The 18,954-nt window shown below is 47.6% G+C and carries 15 protein-coding genes; 5 read left to right on the top strand and 10 right to left on the bottom strand.

Annotation, left to right across the window (positions count from 1 at the left end; translation table 11 throughout):
- Positions 1–50: 50 nt before the first annotated feature.
- Positions 51–257: a hypothetical protein gene (locus FN124_RS12000; RefSeq protein WP_142684953.1), complete on the bottom strand. Its 207-nt coding sequence runs from the start codon at positions 255–257 to the stop codon at positions 51–53.
- 498 nt (positions 258–755) lie between these two features.
- On the opposite strand from FN124_RS12000, the gene FN124_RS11995 reads away from it, so the two are divergent.
- The 4 genes from FN124_RS11995 (at position 756) to FN124_RS11980 (ending at position 5,087) form a co-directional block, all read left to right on the top strand.
- A complete protein-coding gene (locus FN124_RS11995; protein ID WP_142684952.1) occupies positions 756–1,343 on the top strand; it encodes an AraC family transcriptional regulator in 588 nt (195 codons plus the stop codon).
- Positions 1,344–1,420: 77 nt separating this feature from the next.
- Positions 1,421–3,688: a heavy metal translocating P-type ATPase gene (locus FN124_RS11990; protein ID WP_142684951.1), complete on the top strand. Its 2,268-nt coding sequence runs from the start codon at positions 1,421–1,423 to the stop codon at positions 3,686–3,688.
- Positions 3,689–3,715: 27 nt separating this feature from the next.
- Entirely contained in the window at positions 3,716–4,774 is a 1,059-nt protein-coding gene (locus FN124_RS11985) for a flavin reductase family protein (RefSeq protein WP_142684950.1), read from the top strand.
- Between the two features lie 100 nt (positions 4,775–4,874).
- A complete protein-coding gene (locus tag FN124_RS11980) occupies positions 4,875–5,087 on the top strand; it encodes a heavy-metal-associated domain-containing protein (protein WP_142684949.1) in 213 nt (70 codons plus the stop codon).
- 72 nt (positions 5,088–5,159) lie between these two features.
- Here the strand turns inward: FN124_RS11980 and FN124_RS11975 are convergent, their stop codons facing one another.
- Together FN124_RS11975 and kynU are read right to left on the bottom strand one after the other, a co-directional pair.
- On the bottom strand, positions 5,160–6,119 hold the full coding sequence (locus FN124_RS11975; protein ID WP_142684948.1) for a tryptophan 2,3-dioxygenase family protein: 960 nt from the start codon (positions 6,117–6,119) through the stop codon (positions 5,160–5,162).
- A gap of 8 nt (positions 6,120–6,127) precedes the next feature.
- Positions 6,128–7,426: a kynureninase gene (gene kynU, locus FN124_RS11970; protein WP_142684947.1), complete on the bottom strand. Its 1,299-nt coding sequence runs from the start codon at positions 7,424–7,426 to the stop codon at positions 6,128–6,130.
- Between the two features lie 263 nt (positions 7,427–7,689).
- On the opposite strand from kynU, the gene FN124_RS11965 reads away from it, so the two are divergent.
- Positions 7,690–8,115: a hypothetical protein gene (locus tag FN124_RS11965; protein ID WP_142684946.1), complete on the top strand. Its 426-nt coding sequence runs from the start codon at positions 7,690–7,692 to the stop codon at positions 8,113–8,115.
- 162 nt (positions 8,116–8,277) lie between these two features.
- Here FN124_RS11965 and FN124_RS11960 read toward each other — a convergent pair whose 3' ends face one another.
- Genes FN124_RS11960 through FN124_RS11930 form a run of 7 tightly spaced genes read right to left on the bottom strand, consistent with a single transcriptional unit; the run spans position 8,278 to position 18,951 of the window.
- Complete coding sequence (locus FN124_RS11960; protein WP_142684945.1) at positions 8,278–11,580, bottom strand: TonB-dependent receptor; 3,303 nt, start codon at positions 11,578–11,580, stop codon at positions 8,278–8,280.
- Positions 11,581–11,591: 11 nt separating this feature from the next.
- Positions 11,592–12,524, bottom strand: coding sequence for a fasciclin domain-containing protein (locus FN124_RS11955; protein ID WP_142684944.1), 933 nt, complete (start codon positions 12,522–12,524; stop codon positions 11,592–11,594).
- An 11-nt stretch (positions 12,525–12,535) separates the two neighbouring features.
- Positions 12,536–13,570, bottom strand: coding sequence for a fasciclin domain-containing protein (locus FN124_RS11950; protein WP_142684943.1), 1,035 nt, complete (start codon positions 13,568–13,570; stop codon positions 12,536–12,538).
- A 7-nt stretch (positions 13,571–13,577) separates the two neighbouring features.
- Complete coding sequence (locus tag FN124_RS11945; RefSeq protein ID WP_142684942.1) at positions 13,578–14,789, bottom strand: fasciclin domain-containing protein; 1,212 nt, start codon at positions 14,787–14,789, stop codon at positions 13,578–13,580.
- 18 nt (positions 14,790–14,807) lie between these two features.
- The gene (locus tag FN124_RS11940; RefSeq protein WP_185937169.1) at positions 14,808–15,851 is read right to left on the bottom strand and encodes a fasciclin domain-containing protein; all 1,044 of its coding nucleotides are present in this window, start codon (positions 15,849–15,851) and stop codon (positions 14,808–14,810) included.
- An 11-nt stretch (positions 15,852–15,862) separates the two neighbouring features.
- A complete protein-coding gene (locus FN124_RS11935; RefSeq protein ID WP_142684940.1) occupies positions 15,863–17,128 on the bottom strand; it encodes a hypothetical protein in 1,266 nt (421 codons plus the stop codon).
- 5 nt (positions 17,129–17,133) lie between these two features.
- A complete protein-coding gene (locus FN124_RS11930) occupies positions 17,134–18,951 on the bottom strand; it encodes a DUF4397 domain-containing protein (protein ID WP_142684939.1) in 1,818 nt (605 codons plus the stop codon).
- Positions 18,952–18,954: the final 3 nt, after the last annotated feature.

Genomic DNA, 18,954 nt, shown 5'->3' with positions numbered 1-18,954 from the left:
ACGCTCCCCTTAAAGGGGAGCGCCGTTCTAAGCATGGTTGGCGAAGGTGGTCATCCGGCCACCCCGCCAACATCTTTTTTCATTCTCCTGAAAATCCCGCCAATACTATATGCTACACTCATAGTAATACACAGAGGGCATACGCCTAAACGGAAAAATGTTAAGACTATTTCCTTATACCAGGGCAGATGAGCGGGAATAACAGGGCAGCTCTTACCATCTCCCTTATATCCCCGGATATTGAGAGCTGTTTTCATTTTAACTGTTTTTATCAACCAAAGAAATGATAAAGGCAAATGCCCGCTAATACAACAGAGACAATACAAAGAATGATTTTTGTTCTTGCAGACATAATGAAACGGTTTTAAAAGTGGTTTCCAGTTAATACCGGTCCATAAAATTTATCACCCTTCTTCCCTTGCCTTTATTTTCTTAACCTGCTGAATGCATTTATATTGCTGGTTGGCAGCTGTATGCCTGTTCCCCCCCCCATTTTCTTCATTACTGTCTCCATGGGTTCCCGGTAAAAGAAGATACCTCAAAAGAAGCGCTGTCCTCACTTCTGAGCATATTAAGCAGGGTATTGTCTGATATTGTTTGCATACAATTGTAAACTTAGTCAATATTATATACCGGGAAAAGCGTTTTATCACCCGTCACCATTGCTGATAATTATGTAAATTTTCTCCATAATTGTATAACAGCATCTCCCATGGGTTACCAGACTTTTGTATAAGTTCAAATAACTGTGCTTTATGCTGAATAATTATAAGATCTTAATAAAAGGAATGGTTTGCGACAGGTGCATTCTGGCCATCAGGGAGGTGTTCCGGGAGCTTAACATCCCGGTGACGCGCATCCATCTGGGGGAGGTTACCACTGTGTCTGCCTTATCGGCCCCGGATATTGCCATGCTCAGTAAAAAACTGGCGGACCTTGGGTTCACGCTGCTGGAAGATAAAAAGACCAGGCTTGTTCTCGATATAAAATCATTGATTGAACAGGTTTATTCAGGCAATTATGATTTCCCTGATAATTTCCGTTTCTCCGACCTCGTAGTAAATAAGCTGAATAAAGATTATAACACCGCCAGCAGCATTTTTTCAGCCGCTGAAGATGTGACCCTGGAAAAATACATCATGGAGTACCGGATTGAGAAAACAAAGGAACTGCTGGTGTATACCGATGCCACCCTGGCGGATATTGCATTTAAGCTGGGATTCAGCAGCGCAGCGCACCTGTCGCGGCAGTTCAAATCTACCACTGGCCTGAACCCATCCTATTTCAGGGAGATCCGGAAAACCAAGCTGTCCCTTTCCCATGACCAGGGCCCCCGGTCTTAAAATTATATACAATTCACAGGTAATAGTATAACATCCCTGCCTCAGGCCTGGTGTAGCTTTGTAAAAAATCAGGAAATATGTCAGCAGCTATATCAGCACAGCAGGAAACAACTGCTGTTAAAAAGAAGAAAACAGGAAGTATAAAAGAAACCTTTCCTGTACTGGAAATGACCTGCGCAGCTTGTGCCGTTAGCGTGGAATCGATGTTGAAATCGGTGCCTGGTGTACAAGATGCCGGTGTTAATTTTGCCAATCAAACCGCCTGGGTACAATATAACCATGAAAGCGTTACCCCTGAAGCCCTGCAAAATGCTATCCGCTCCATAGGCTATGATTTGCTGATCGAAAAAGAAAACCAGGAAGCGGCTAAAGAGGAAGCGCAGCACAGGCATTACCAGGAGATCAAAAGGAGAACGGTCTGGTCGTCTGTGTTGTCCCTGCCGGTTGTTATCATTGGTATGTTCTTTATGAATATGCCTTATGGTAACTGGATCATGATGGCATTGGCTACCCCGGTGGTGTTCATCCTGGGCCGCAGCTTTTTTGTGAATGCCTGGAAACAGGCCAGGCATGGAAAAGCCAATATGGACACGCTTGTAGCGCTCAGTACCGGTATAGCCTGGCTTTTCAGCGCATTTAATACAATATACCCACAGTTCTGGCACCAGCGCGGTTTGCACCCGCATGTTTACTTTGAAGCTGCCGCAGTTGTGATTGCCTTCATTTCACTGGGTAAACTGCTGGAAGAAAGGGCCAAATCCAATACTTCTTCTGCCATAAAAAAACTCATCGGGCTTCAGCCTAAAACAGTATTGTTAGTTGGCCCCAACGGGAATACCAGCGAGGTGCCCATTGCAGGCGTTAAAGCAGGTGATCTGCTGCTGGTAAAACCTGGTGAAAAGATCCCTGTAGACGGTAAGCTGGCTGCCGGCGAATCTTATGTAGATGAAAGCATGATTACAGGCGAACCTGTGCCTGTAGCCAAGAAAGAGGGAGATAGCGTATTTGCAGGTACCATCAACCAGAAAGGCAGCTTCCGTTTTACGGCAGAAAAAGTAGGTACTGATACGCTCCTGGCGCAGATCATCAAAATGGTACAGGAAGCGCAGGGCAGTAAAGCCCCGGTACAGAAACTGGTGGACAGGATCGCGGGAATATTCGTTCCCGTAGTAATTGGTATTGCTATCCTGACCTTTATCTGCTGGATGATATCTGGTGGAGATAACGCATTTACCCATGCATTGCTGACTTCCGTTACTGTGCTTGTTATAGCCTGTCCCTGCGCGCTTGGCCTGGCTACGCCAACAGCCATTATGGTAGGTGTAGGCAAGGGAGCGGAAAACAATATTCTTATCAGGGATGCCGAAAGTCTGGAGCTTGCACATAAAGTGGACGCCATCATTTTGGATAAAACAGGTACCATTACTGAAGGCAAACCGGTAGTTACCAACATCATCTGGAATAGCGGGGATACTGATCGCCAGGTTCAGCAATCTATCCTCTACGCGCTTGAGCACCATTCCGAACATCCGCTGGCGGAAGCGGTAACGGGGTATTTATCAGGCGCCGGGCCGGTTGCATTAAAAGGCTTTGAAAGTATTACCGGGCAAGGTGTAACAGGCATTTATAACGGGCAGTCCTATTTTGTGGGCAATAAACGCCTGCTTGAAGAAAACAATATTGTTGCAGACAGCGGGATGGCCGCCCAGGCTGCCGGTTTACAGGAAGAGGCCAAAACGGTTATTTATTTTGCCGATACTAAAAAGCTGCTGGCTATTATTGCTATTGCTGATAAAATAAAAGAAACTTCCAGGCAGGCTATCCATACCCTGCAGCGTGATGGCATTGCAGTGTATATGCTTACTGGCGATAACCAGCATACTGCTGCAGCCGTGGCGAGAGAGGTAGGCATACAAACCTATAAAGCGGAAGTATTGCCTTCTCATAAAGCAGCCTTTGTAAAAGAACTGCAGCAGGCAGGTAAAGTGGTGGCAATGGTGGGAGATGGCATTAACGATTCTCAGGCGCTGGCCCAGGCCGATGTAAGCATTGCCATGGGAAAGGGCTCAGACATAGCCATGGATGTTGCAAAAATGACGCTGATCACTTCCGATCTTAACAGCATTCCAAAAGCGCTCCGGCTTTCCACGAAAACTGTGAGCACAATTAAACAGAATCTTTTCTGGGCCTTTATATATAATGTTATCGGTATTCCCATTGCTGCCGGTGTTTTATTCCCGGTAAACGGGTTCCTGCTGGATCCTATGATAGCCGGTGCTGCCATGGCTCTCAGCTCTGTGAGCGTGGTGAGCAACAGCCTGCGGCTGAAGGCTGCAAAATTGTAATACAGAAAATAAAAAAATGTACGGAGAATGAGTTCACAGATATGGAGCACTGCAGCAATTATCCCTGAAACCGGTAGTGCAGTAACTATAGTATTTAATACAAATGGTTATCCTTTTGAGTATAAACCAGGACAGTTCATCAATATTACATTGGAGATCAACGGTGCTCCTGTTACCCGGTCCTATTCCCTCAGTTCATTGCCCGGTGAAGATGCCAGGCCGTCTGTTACCGTCAAAAAAATAAAGGGAGGCGTAATGAGCAGCTATATTGTTGATAATGCCAGCCTGATTCAGCACTGGCAGGTAACGGGCCCTTTTGGCTCATTTACGCCGGCGCCGGGAACTTATCATAAAGATCATGTTGTATTGCTGGCAGGCGGTAGTGGTATTTCACCATTATTTTCCATAGCCCGTTCGGTGATCAATACGTCTCAACATACTGCTGTTACGCTTATTTATTCCAGTCGCACAAAAGAAGAAATCATATTCCGGGAGACAATTGAAAAATGGGCCACCCGGCACCAGGGAAGAGTGAATGTTTACCATGCTATTTCGCAGCCCGGTGATAATGATGTTACACATCCTGCTGTTATTAAAGGAAGAATAAACAAGCTTGTTACCAGGAAGCTCATAAAATCAATTGTGGGAGATGCAATTGATGCCGCTCATTATTTCCTTTGCGGCCCTGCTGAATTGATGAAAATGCATAAAGATATGCTGGAAGCTCAACAGGTGCAGGACGATAATATTTACATGGAGTGGTTTGCGCCGGGGCAGGAGGCCGATCATGATTCCCTACCAGGTAATATGCAGGAGGTACTGCTGCATTTCTTTGAACAATCCAACCTGCTGGAAGTACACCCAGGGAAGTCTATCCTGGCTGCTGCCCTGGAAGAAAAAATCCCGCTCCCCTACTCCTGCAAATCCGGCACCTGCGGGAGATGTGCTGCCAGGCTAACATCCGGGAAGGTGAACATGACCGGTAATTACGCGCTCAGGAAGCCGGACCTGGAAGCGGGGCTTATCCTGCTTTGCCAGAGCTATCCCGTAACAGACGATGTAACAGTGGAAATTGACTGGGAATAATTATATAAAAGTTACAGGCAATTGTATAAGGCACAACACCGGTACCTGCAATAACTTTACATCATCAAACTAAGAATAATTAACTTTTAAAGAAATAAACATGGAAACAGTTCAGTTCAAAACAAACATTAAATGCTCAGGTTGCATTGCCGCCGTTACGCCTGTATTAAATGAAGTAGCAGGACAGGATAATTGGGAAGTAGATCTCCTCAGCCCGGATAAATTATTGGTTGTTTCTACAGATAAGGCAGGAAAAGAGCAGATACAGCAGGCCATAGAAAAGGCGGGGTATAAAGCGGAAGCAATAGCATAAATAAATATTGCTTTAATTTTAAGCAACCAGCCCGGTAGCGGACCAGGGAACGTATACCGGGCTTCCTGGTTGCTAAATCCTGTAAGTCTTCAATACGTTCATCACCCAGGATTTCCCCCATTGTTCCACCTGTTCTTCCGTCCACAGGTACGGGTAAAAAATTCTTTTCTGAAATCTTGGCGGCAGGTATTTCTGCCAGTTGGTGCCGCCTGTAGCGGCAATGTCTACCGGGTCGCGCTCCAGGTATCTTACGGCGGATTTATAATGCGATAAGGGCCATTCCACGTTTACGAACAGGTCCAGTTTCCTGAGTTCTTCTTCCACAGCGCTCATGTCTTCCCCCCGTTGTTGCAATGTTTTGTACAGGGAGGAAAAATTACGGTCTGTATTGTTTTGCGCCAGCTGCAGAAGTTGCCCGGCATATTTTGCAATAAACTGTTGCAGGGTAAGCGTCTGTTTGCCGGTAGATAATTCTGAAGCACCGTATTTCCAGTAAATGTATTCAAACTGCTCCGCCAGTGAGGCATGTTTTAATGCGTCTCTTTTACCCGCTGTTGCAAGTTGAATAAGCTCGGTTGAATAAATCTCGATCATACGGTATTGCGCAGACTGGAAGCCGCTTGCAGGAAGCAGCGACATCCTGAATTTCAGGAATTGTTCTTTGTCCATTCCGTCTACCATGATATCGAAAGACGATACCAATGCCGTGAAATAGGCATTGATCCTTTTAAGCCTGGATGCAAAAAAAGCAGGGGTCAGTGAGGTATGGTTGCTTATCTGTTTGCATTCATGCAGGGCCAGTTTAAAATAGAGTTCGGTGATTTGATGATACATGATAAAGATCTCCTCATCCGGATAGGAAGTTTTCGGATGCTGGAGGCTCAGTAGTGTATCCAGGTGGATATAATCCCAATAAGTGAGGTAATCGGCATACAGCAGGCCATCGAGATATGCGGTGATGTCCTGTCCCATCGCGGCATACTTTTCCTGCAACAGGGACAGTCTGTCTTTAATTTCAGCTGTTATTTCCATACTGGTAGTTATTGTTTTGGCGTGATCAGTTCTTTACTTATGGTCAGCAGCTGCGCTGCCACCAGGAAAACATCTTCAAAACTGTTATACAGCGGCACGGGACTAAGCCTGATTACATCCGGCTCCCGCCAGTCGCCCAGGACATTGCCGGCTACTAACGCGTGAAAGATCTCTTTGGCTTTGTATCTGGCTACGACAGACAGCTGTGCGCCTCTTTCCGTTTCGGCCGCCGGGGTGATGATCCTGTATTGTTCAAAGCCCAGCGTTTTATTTACGTCATTGATAAGATGATGCAGATAAGCGGTTAGTTTCGTGCTTTTTTCCCGGAGCGGGCCAATGAAACCGGCTTTTTCAAAGATCTTGAGTGAGGCATGATACAACGCCATTGGTATCACCTGTGTGCAGCTTACCTGCCAGCCATCGGCGCCTGCTTCGGCAATGAACCCTTTTTCCATTTTAAATCGCTGCTGTTCCTGGTATCCCCACCAGCCTGCAAAACGGTGGAGCGAGGTATCGGAAAAGTGCTTTTCATGTACGAAGATCCCGCTGATTCCTCCAGGGCCTGCGTTCTGGTATTTATAAGAGCACCAGCATGCAAAATCAATATCCCAGTCGTGCAATTGCAGTGGTACATTACCAGCAGCATGCGCCAGGTCGAACCCCACCACTGCGCCGGCGCTATGCCCTGCTTTGGTGATAGCCGGCATATCGAACCACTGGCCCGTAAAATAATTTATACCGCCAAATAACACGAGTGCAAGCTGATCGCCGTGATGGGCAATAGCAGCCAGTATATCTTCTGTCCGCAAAGTTGCCTCACCTGCACGTGGCCGCACTTCAATAATGGCTTCTTCCGGATCATAGCCGTGGAACCTGACCTGGCTTTCCATTGCATACTGATCGGAAGGAAAAGCGCCGGCTTCCATAATGATCTTAAACCGGTTTGCAGTGGGCCGGTAGAAGCTTACCATCAGCAGGTGCAGGTTTACCGTGAGTGTGTTCATGGGGCATACTTCCCTGGGACTGGCGCCAACGATACGGGCCATCAGATCCTTGAGTTCTTTGTGATAGTACATCCAGGGAGTTTTCCCTTCAAACCATCCCTCAACGGCCAGATTTTCCCAGTTGTTCATTTGCTGATCAACATAACTACGGGCAGCCCGCGGCTGTAATCCGAGCGAATTACCGCACATATAAATGAACGGCGTGCCGTTCTGCTTCGGGAAAAGGAATTCGTCTCTCAGGTGATGTAACGGATCTTGCCTGTCCAGGCCCTGTGCGAAGGCCAGATTGTTTTCTAAAATCATACAGATAAGTATGTTAATGATTGGAAATCGCGTACACAGACATGGCTGTCAATGACGTCGGAAAATACATGCTGATAAGGTGGATAATGGCAGCGGAATGCTACCGGCAGGAGGAATGCCTGCTAAGAAGGTCGATTGATAATATTTTTATAAATATTCTCCATTAGTTGTAACGATGGGGCAAAACAAATATAAATTGCCTACACTACCAAATAAATTTGGAAATGCTATAATTTCACCCACATTACCGGAATAAACCGCTTATGTACGATATAAAAATACAATCGCCATTTACCCGTTACCCTGTAGCCTATGCAGGTTGCAACAGCGAAGAAGCCATCAGGCTTTACCAGGAGATCAATTGGGAGGATCTTTACCAGCAGATCGAAGCGAGTGGAAGCAGTCCTGAAAATTCGTTTTATTTTTTTGAAATAACCCGGCAGAATAATCTTGGCGAACAGGAAACCCTTTGCATTTCAGGAGGCCTGTGGGGGTGTGTTGGGATAGGATATATGCGGCCTAAAATGGAACGTAAAGGATTTTTTAAAAAGAAAGATGTGCTCAATCCCCAATTCAGTACACAGATGGATGGCATGGATACCTCTTTCGCACGGTCATGCCTCGACGCTTTTATGAAAGGGAATAGCAGTTTCCTGGAACAAAGACTGTATAATAAGGAGGAAGACTGAAGAAATTAGCAGTTACTTAAAAAAGGGAGGCTTCTTTTTTGAAATGAAATGTCCTCAAAAAGTTAAACACTTTTTGAGGACATTTCATTTCAAAAAAAGGTGTCTTTTTTCTATTGCCCCTCAACTGATTTATCACCTCTTATCACTATGCTGCGCGATCTGTTAAAATGAGTAACGGGCGCTCACCTGCATTTGCCACCTGGAAGCAAATGGATCAACGGAATATGGCTTCCCTGGGTCTACGAACTGGTATAACGGATAACTCTGGGAGGATTTGGCAGGTACATAAGGCAACAACCCTACGCTTGCCGTTGAGTTATAGGTATTGGGAGAAAAATAGGCTTTACCCCAGTTCGTATTCAACAGGTTGGTGACGTTCATAATATCCAGACCCAGGGTAATGGTTTTGATTTTGGAGGCATCATCAATTCCTGCATTCAAATGAAGATCCTGCGCAAAATGGAAGTCTGCATTGGTATTCCACGGTGTTCTGGCTGCATTGCGTTCAGTGAATGATCCTCTTCTTGAGTGGAGATATTTGTTACCGTCAATAAACGCATCAAAAGCAACTGCCTGCTCCTGGGCGGTTTGTGTTGCGGTGGGCGCGAAGAAGTTTATGGTTTCTCCTTTTGCCGGTATATAAGCGAGGGAAATCTGCTGTGGCGTATTTTGCGGCGTATAGTTCACAAAGCCGTAGGTAAAGGGAGAGCCGGACTGGGCAGATACAAACAGTGAAAAGGAGCTTACCCATGTTTCACTCCATGCCTTGCGGTAACTGACATTGCCCACAATACGATGGCGGATATCAAAGTTGGAATAAGCCAGCTGCGGGTCGTTGGGATTCAGTGCCTGGTTCAGCTGCCAGTTGGATTCAAAGGAGTTGCGGATGCCGTTGGCCACATCTTTAGACTGGCCATAAGTGTATGCAATGGAAAAACCGAAGCCGGATTGAAAGGCACGGGACATCTGACCCGTGATACTATAGCGGTAGCCGGCCGTGGTATTAGACATTTCATACACATTGGCAAATTGCGGGTTCAGGCCATTCTGCCCGGGGAATACAGGCTGGTACTGATGATTTACGGCTGAATCAAAAACGGCATAGGCAGGACGGTCTGTAAGATTGATCTGACGGAACATTACATCCCTGATGGTTTTGGTGTAGATGCCTTCAAGGGTATATTTAAATCCGTATTTGTCTTTAAAGTCGATGGCAATGCTGCCGCGTAATACTTTTGGCATTACGAAGTTATTATCTACTACGTCCACTTGTGTTTTACCGGCATTCTTATCTGTGATCACCTGTCCGTTCTGACCGGCGAAATAGCCGATTCCTCGCCCCGGCTGATGTTGCAGGGGATTGCCCTGGAATACATAGGGTGGATTGCCATCTGTTTTCTGATCGTAAGCACCGTAGGTATCACCGTTGTTATAGAAGGCGTAACCCAGCCAGGCGAATGGAATACGGGAAGTGAACATACCCAGGCCGCCTCTCAGCACCAGTGCCTGATCGCCATGGGCATCAAAGCGGAAGCCTATCCTGGGAGATATCTGGATCTTCCCAAGATAATTGCCGGTGATCTGGTTCAGCGGCGTGTAGGTATAGGTAGTGCCAAAAGCAGGATCTGTGAAAGCATTGCGCGTCTTATCGCTCAGGATCTGCTTAGTGGGCACGTCTGCCAGGTCAAACCGGATACCCTTGGTAAAAGTAAAACGATCTGTGAGCTGTACTTCGTCCTGCAGATAGAGGCTGTAGAAATTGATATTAAATACAGCTGTGGGATTAGCCAGGATGTAATCCCGGTTGTTATTGAAATAGTTGTAGCTGCCTTGTACACGCTCAGGATTGTTGTTCAGGAAATCGTTTATACCCAGGTAAGTGACCCTGCCATTCCATGAATTTACAAAGCCGTAGTTGATCTTGTATAATTCATTGTGTGTGCCCAGGGTTAGTGTGTGCCTGCCCAGGTTCCATACCAGGTTATCTGTTATTTCGACGGTGCGCTGACGTTGATTAAAAATAGAGGCTTCCCTGTCTGTGCCGAAGAAGATGGTTGTGCCGGGAGTGCGGCCCACTATCTGTACCTGTGGAAAAGAAGGATCGCTGAGCGGGTTTCGATAATCATGGATGCTGGTAAAACCTATCATAGCGCTGTTGGAGAAGTTGTTACTAAAGCGGGTTTTCAACTCCGCTACGGTGGAGCTCTGGTTATTAAACTGCTGGTAAGCAATACTGCCAAAGCGGAAGTCGAACTGATCACGTTCCATGTTGATAGCTTTGGAGCGGATGGTATTGTTGCGGATAGCCAGCTGATTCCTGTCATTAATGTTCCAGTCCAGGCGATTAAAAAACTTCTCAGAGTTGGAGTAAGCATAATACAGGCCTGCTGTGCCGGGATTAAAACCGTAATTCTTTATGGAGTAGTCGATAATGGCCTGTGCATCTTCCGCATTGAGAATACCGGCCGTTGAAGGGCTGCCGGCCACCTGCTGCACAGGATCCTGGCGCCGGGTGATCTCTTCATTTGTAAAGAAGAACAGTTTGTCCTTTATAATGGGAAAGCCTACACGAAAACCTGCCTGATAGTCGTGAAAACCGGAAGGCATTTTTTTTGTAAGCTCAGCACCTGTATGGTCTGGTCCAACCAGGGATGCATTCCTGCCATAAACATATACAGAACCATGCACCTCATTGCTGCCGGAGCGGCTAACAGCGTTGATGCTGCCGCCGGTAAAGTTACCGATCTTCACATCATAGGGCGCCAGATACACCTGCATATCTTCGATAGCATCCAGGGAGATAGCATTGGTACGGGTAGATGAACCGGGCATACCGGAGGCGCCGGTTTGACCGCCAATTGAAGGGCTGAAGCCAATTGCATCGTTATTAACAGCACCATCGATGGTCACGTTGTTATAGCGGAAAGAGGTGCCTGCAAAAGAGTTATCCTTGTTGCTTTGTGGCACTGCCTTCGTGATATCTGTGATGCTCCGTGAGATGGTAGGTTGATTACGGATCTGGTCACGGCTGATATTCTGGCCTGCACCAAAATTACTGGCTTTGGGCCCGGCCTTCTGACCTTTAACGGTAATGCCAGACAGGTTACGGGTATTGTCCGATAGCACAAAATTGAGCGTCATGATCTCACCCAGGGCGATTTGCGCAATGTTACGGGTTTCCGTATTCATGCCGAGGAATTTCACTTCAACAGCATAAGGCCCTCCTACCCTCAGGCCGGGTAGGTTATAACGGCCGTCATTACTGGTAGTGGTGCCATATTTTGTACCGGAAGCGGTATGTACTGCGATAACAGTAGCGCCGGGGAGTGGCTGACCTGAAGCATCTTTGATCTGTCCGCGTAAGCCTGCGCTGGTTTCCTGGGCAGCTACCCGGCTGCCTGTAAAGCAGAGCAGCATACAGAAGCAGCTGAATAAAAAATATTTTATGATGTAGTTGTGTTTCATTTCAATCATTATTATCTAAGTAAAATAACCTGGTCCACCTCCTGTATTACACCATTGACACCCATAATATCCGGGCGTATGATGTGAACAGGCGCTATGTTGCCAATGGCAGTGATGGTGAATCCATCAGCGTTCACGTAGAAGTAATCATAGTTAAATGAATATCCTCCTAAAAAATCGGCGGTAAACAGGCGGGGGCTCCGCACCATTTCCTGCATTGGCGCCTGAAGTATAAAGAGGTCCGCGTTATTAATGGCATCCAGATCAGTATATCCCAGTTTTTTATACGCCTCATTTACCGGTGCGAACACCAGCTTCCCCAGCGGATCTGTATTGGCTACCTGTGATGCATAACCGGTACGGTCCAGCACTGCAGCAAAGAAGGTGAGCTCCGGCTGCCGGCGGATCCAATCCATAAGATTAGCAGATTGTGGAAAAGGCACTCTTGCGAGTTCGTGTAAAACACCGTCTGCCAGCGTAGCGCTCTTTTCAGGCAGCAAGGGTATACCATTAAAGAAAATGCCATAGTAGTTCTTGTTAAGCCTTGGTTTTAACGAAGGATGCCTGCTCACCATATCCTGCGAATAAAATCCCATGAGCGTGCTGCTGCTGATGCGGCCATAAAGCATACCGTATTTAAGCACCAGGGCCAGGGAATCGGGGTTGTATTTATTAATGCTGTCCAGGGTAAGACCTGCATTCATAAAGGCGGAATCCACCGGCGCAAACACCGTATAGGGGCCACTGTTAGCAAACGTAGCGGCATCCAGCATACCTGCCCGTTTGAGGGCCGCCTGGTACAGGCTAAGCTCTTTCTTTCCAAGTATTGTCTCAAACAGGGAGGCCCCGGGGTTGTTGGTATATACCGGTTCATCTTTGGTGCAGGAAATTGCAATCAGCAGGAACAGGCAGCATAGCAAACGTTGTATATGTTTAGGTTGCATATTGGACTGATTTAAGGGATAAGCACCTGGTTAATGATGTGAATGACGCCATTGCCAACGGGTATGTTAGCATTGTTTGAAGCGGGCGAATACTGGGAAGGCACTGATATCCCGGCGGGTAGCCCGTTATTGCCGGCGCCCAGGAAGGTGATCCCTTTAAATTGGGAAGGATTACCTCCAATCATCAGTTTAGCACCGTTCATTGTGGTAATGCCTTCCGGGAAAGCGCTGGCATAACGGTACAGGTCTCCTTCAAAATACCGTCCCCTGATGATATGATATTGCAACAGGGTTGCCAGCTTTGCAGGATCGGCATTTAATATACCATCCAGGCTGCTGAGGTCAAGGCCATTAATGGAAGCCTGTATAAAAGCGGTGTTGGAGGGCGCCAGCACAGTATATTCATCTTTACCGGAAAGCAATGCTGTAAGCCCGGCGCGTTGCATGGCGGCGGCAAATAAGGCGGTGGTGGTATCGCTGCGCACTTCTGAAGCAGAGGTGCTATACAGCTCCGGGTTCAGTAACTGGGGCAATACCTGGATAAAACCATTTGAAGCCGCATTATCCCGGCTAACAAGTTTGAAACCGTTTACCATTGTTATCGTATCTCCCGCTTCTACCAATGTTTTTATATAAACATTGCCGCCGCTGATGGTTTTATATGCCCGTACAGTATTCAAGGGAAGGCTTCCCAGGGCAAGGCCTTGCGGGATGACCGCATAACGCATTGCCTGCCGGAACCAATCAGGCGCAAAAAACTGAAAGCTATATGCGTTTGTGGGATAGCTGATTCCCTGCAGGCTGAAAGCATCATTATTGGGCGCCAGTACGGTATACGGTCCATGTGCAGCCAGCGTGTCCAGCAAGCTGACCATATTAAAACCTGCATATAGCACGCCGAAGCTAAAGTTATCTTTCAATACAAAGTTGATCGTGCTGCCATCTGTTTCCATACCGGGAGCGTCTTCTTTACCGCAGCCAGCGGTCCCCAATGCCAGAAGCAGGATAAAGATCACCTGCCGGCGTAAACTGTTCTCCATAGTCATAAGCTGCTTATTTTACAATGGGATAAAAAAGTTTATTGATCTTGAACAATGAACCGTTCACTGCTACGTAAGCTGCATTACGCGGCAAGGGATAGGAAGGCGCCGCAGTGCCACCATAACTCACATGGGCTTCTCCGTTTACATCTGAAAAACTTAGTGGCAGGCTATATCTTACAACGGCGTCAATGATGTTGCCTGAACCTGCTGCATAGGTATTCAGCTTACCATTATTGAATGCAGGATTCAGCAGGTCGTTATAAAAAACCCTTACGGTGCTGTGGGTGTAGTAGAAACTACCTGCTACCTGCCCGTTGAAGATGATATGCCGTTTGAGCACGGTGTCCAGCGGCGAAAAATAGAAGGTTACAAAGCCGTTGGGATCAAACCCTACATAGCTGCTGGTAGCATAAGTCCTCAGATCATCCAGGGTATGAAAACCAGCATCTTCAAACGCTTTGTTAGTGGGCGACAGAACAGCAGGATACATGCCGGTCTGGGTCCTGTCGTTAAAAAAGCTGATATCCCCCGACAGGTAATTGACGGACAGTATGCTGTCTTCCAGTAACAGCGCCTGATAGTACATGCTAAGATCCGGGTCGTCCTTGATAAGATCCAGCAGCGTGTTGCCGGTTGTAATTTCTATGGCAAGGGCGCTTACGGGGTAAATATAGCCGTTGGTGGCGGGTATTGCGTCGCCTTCCTTTTTCACGGGCACACCATTAAAATACAGCTTATCACCTTCTTTCACATATAGTGCAGCGTACTGGTAAGATGCAAACCCTCCGGGCTTTGTGACGAGGGTTCTTTTAAGTGTGGTCAGATAAGTGGCAGTTACCGGTTGCGAAAGGGATTGATCGTCCAGTGCGCCGGTAACCACCTGGTAGCCTACCAGGCTGCGCAGGCTATCGATATTCATCTTATCGATAGTTGCTTCGTTAAGGCCGGCTGCTTTCATAGCAGCATCAGTAGGTGCGAAGATCGTATAGCCTGCTCCGTTATTTATGTCCTGCTCCATTGAAGCACGTTTGAAAGCGCGGTTAAACAACTGCAGGGAACTTTCCTGCGCCAGGGTGCCTGCGAGGTCTGCTCCCTTAAATGGAAGGGAACTGGCCGGTGTTACCGGTGCATCAGAAGCTTTGAGGCAGGCATGTAACATAACAACAGCACTGCAGGCCAGTAATGCCAGCGATCGTTTTATGGGAGTAGATAGATATTTCATCGTGTTTTTTCCGATTGTTTAAGGATTTATTCTTGCGCTGTCCGGCCTCATTGGCAGATCACTCAGGCCGTGTACTATACCATTCCCCGTGAGATGATCACTGTTAACTAAACTTGCGGCCGGGCCATAGATGTATGGGTCACCCCAGTAAGGCGGTCCTACGAGGTCGGTTATCTGTTTGTAGTAAAGTGGCCAAACGCCAAAAGTCTGATTATAGCAGTTTATTGTCTGAAGGAATTCCGGTGTGAGGATACCTGGCTGCGCGTTATCCAGCGGGGCATCCAGCAAGTCTGTAGAAAAAAAACGGTGTCCGTTCACGATATAGGGAGTAACCATCATCTTCCGGTAGTGGGCGGGATCCAGCCCTGCTTCCGTAACGCCATATTGATCAAACAGTTGATTAGCCGGCGCCATTACGGTAAAAACACCCGGTTTTCCCAGCTGGTCCCACAAACCAAATTCCTTGAGGGCATGCACAAAATAGCTGTATTGTGGATCCTTGTCCAGCGCATCCTGCACGGAGGCGGCGGGGAGTCGCAGCACCCGGCTAAGGGCATGTATGACCCCATTACCTGCCAGTATATCAGTTTTACTAACGGATACGCCATTGATGTGCAGTATATTTATAGTAAGGTTTTGAAATTGCCTGGGCCCGGGTATGGGCACGCCTGTATATACCGGAAGTCCGGCCAGCGTTTCATAGGGAAAATCAATAGCCTGTGGTACCGCGGCATACCTGATCTGCTCCGGAATGATGTGGTAACGCAGCAGCTTTGCCAACGAAGCAGTGTCCATAGCAGCGAGACTGTCTGCAGTGATCCCGGAGGTTGTAAATGCAGTGTTATCCGGCACCAGCACGGTGAACGGCCCCTTGCCCTCCAGTGTTTTATCCAGGCCGGTACGTTGCACAGCGTTATAGAACATACTGAAGTTATAGTTGTTCTTCAGAATGGTGAGGAGCGGCCTGTCATCTCCGTTCTCCTGCGGCACATCCACCGGCTCTTTTACGCAGGCGCTTATCAAAAGCAGTAAGGGCAGGATATATAATTTATTAAGCTTCATGTTCATTCGTTTTAAGGTAATTGTTCAAACCCGCGCGCTATCTGCATCATAAACACACGGTCATAAACGATCTCCATAATGTTCACAGTGGGATATACATGGTAAGCGCCCTTGTTGTTTACCACCAGGTTCAGATTAGGCGCATAACTCCTGACACTTGTAGTGAGGGGATTATAGTTGTTATACACGACAGGATCTGCAGAACAGTTCGTTAAAAACACGCTTCCGGTTGACGCATCGGGCGCCGGCACATCCGCATCCAGGTATTGGAATTTGAAGTAAGGTAAAGTTCCCTGCTTCGAAGGTTCCGGCGTCATAACGTTGACATATGTACGTAGTAATCCCTGGAAAAAAAAGTCGCTTTGCGGCAGCATAGGCAGCGGGTGGTAAGATATAGTGGTATCCATCCTGGTGCTGAGGGTAGTTAAATAAGTGTTATTATAACCCGGCACCGGTGTATAAAACACATTACCACCCAACCCTGATGCGGGGTCATTATAGCGAAAGTAGGATGCCGTTATTTTGATCTTATCCGGGAACACCTTCACGAAACCGTTTTTAGCATCTTCTGTTCTTTCGCCTGACAGGTTCACAAAGCCCACATACAGCTTATTTGCATCAAATGGCTGGTGAATGAACTGTTCTTTCCTGATATAGAGGCCGTATTTGCCATTGTCCAGGTCGCGGGACACTACTTCCAACGTATATACTTCTCCTTTTTCCAGGGTAATAGTAGTATCCAGCAGGATACCGCTGCGGATAGAAGAAGACAGGTCTGTGAATACGATCCCGTTCTGCGGCCGGATCACAAACATAATGCGGTGTTTACCGGAAGGCACCTGCGCCCAGGCAGAGAGGTCAAATCCATTGATCACCGGGGCAGTGAGCACGTGCGCATTGCCCGGATATTCATATTTAATTGGCGTAAGGTTCGGCGGATCAGGATGAGGCAGCGGCCCGCCGGTGGTGTTATTACCCACAGAGCTGTTAGCTTCATTGGCGGCATAGGATAAGCTGAACAGTTGCCGGGTACCCAGGAAATCCCCTACCACCGCAGCATCTACAGGGATGCCCGCGGCATCTGTTTCCGGGTCCATTAAAAAAGTAAGGAATGGCGTAACCTGCTGTCCGTGGGCAAGATCTGTGGTAGATGTAAGATCATTGAACACCCGGATGTAGGCGGGATCTTTTACCAGCGGTTCGATCTCATATTTCTTGCACCCTGACCATGCAGCCATACATAAGCCTGCGAAGAGTATGGAGATATATCTTTTCATATGCACTACTTGTTATGTTTGATGACAATGATCCTGGCCTTTTCCGCGGCAGGAGCAGTTTTGGATGTTCTCCCCACCACGGCCACCGTGTATACGCCTGTTTCCGGGTTTTTAAACCGGGGGTCTGTATACAGGTTATCATTGGCAATAAAGGCCTGTTTGGTATCCAGCGGTATTATATCCGGTATTACTGCGCCGGGTATTTCCGGTGCAGGGCCGGAAACGGATTGGTAAACCCGGATCTGGCGCGGGAAATAGCTGATTTCTGAATTACCGTTAACAGCGTCCGGCTGAAATGGCCCGATGAAGGGCAGTGAGTAGATCATGGATACATCCTGGAGCGGTTGCACACATGAGGGCAGGTTCACATAAGCAGCGGTATACCTCATTGTGTCCTCAAAACCGGCTCTGGCAGCGGGCAAAAAGAGCTGATAGCTGTTGGTGAAGGTTGCATAGGGCAGATCCGGGCTGAGGTTCAGGAACCTTGATTCCCAGGCATAGGGATATCTTGTACGCCGTGGACCGCCATTGGTGCCATCATCCGGGATAACGCCGCCTCCCGGGCCATCGGGATGATAGCTGGAGGTATAGAGGGTGCCTGTCATTTCATTGGCTTCAAACAAAATGCCCGGCCTACCGTCTGGCTGTTCACAGGCCCATATCGTATAATGATCTCCCGGATACAGAGTGATATTTTTATTCACCAGCTCCTTACCGGATGCATCTGTTACCTGTACATGATGATTGCCCTGTACATACATATCTCCCGGAGGCTGCACCAATTTTCCCGGACTGGTTTGCCCTATGTAAGCCAGTTGTCCGCCCAGCGGGTGGCCGTCCACCGATATGGTTACCTGTTTGCCGGGCATTGCATTCACCGCCTGCATACGTGCAAAAACGTAGTTGGGAGCAGGACTTAGCTCTGTTATTACCCTGTAACCGTTTACGATGGCTCCGCCACTCTGTTTGTCGCAGGTAAGGCTTTTGTAATAGTTCTCTGTAACAACAATGCTGTATACCCCGCCAGCCTTGAATGTACGCAGCTGTGGCAGGATTCCCTGCTGTATAATATCTGAGGGATCGCAGGAGTTAATATAGGGATACAACGGCTTTTCCGCCAGTTGTTTTCTTACATCTACAGCGCTGCCATTGGCAAGGAACATCTTGAACTGGTAAGCACCAAATGGCAGCTCTATATAGGAGCCGATGCTGCCGGGCATAATATTGCTGAGTAACGGATCTACCAGGCTACCGTCGGCATAGGTTAAGGAAACAGGACCATTGAGGCCTAAAATACCGGGCAGGGGATTGCCGAAATTGATCACGCGCAATTTGAAATAACCTGCGCGGGCAGATGGAATATTGTCTCTTTCCAGCACTTTAAGGCTATTATCTCTCAGCAGATAATAATCTTTAGGATGCACCACATCATCTGCAATAACGGTATCCAGCAACACACTGCCACCCAGGCTACTAAACACAATATGCGCCTTCCCTTCTTTATCCAGTAAGCTGGCAGGTACGGAAAAAGGATTACCATTATCACCGCTGGTCCATATACCCGATGGGAAAAGCGACAGCCCCAGGGGCGTGCCGCTACCGGTGTTGTTATTTTGTCCTTTGTAGGACGTTAACGGTACATTACTGATAGTTACTTCCGTTCCGTCAAAAACTCCGCTGGCGAAATTAAACATACGGATACCGGAAGCGGTAGTATTAGTGACATCCAGGAAAGGGATCCTGGCATCTTCTTTTTTCTTCATACAGCCTCCTGCCAGTAAACTTCCCAGTAGTAAGGCTACGAACGTAAAATTCTTCTTCATATA

This window comes from Chitinophaga polysaccharea, from assembly GCF_902150045.1.
GTDB lineage: Bacteria > Bacteroidota > Bacteroidia > Chitinophagales > Chitinophagaceae > Chitinophaga > Chitinophaga polysaccharea_A.
Note: the sequence above shows the minus strand (reverse complement) of the source record. Positions and strands in the feature narration are given on the sequence as shown.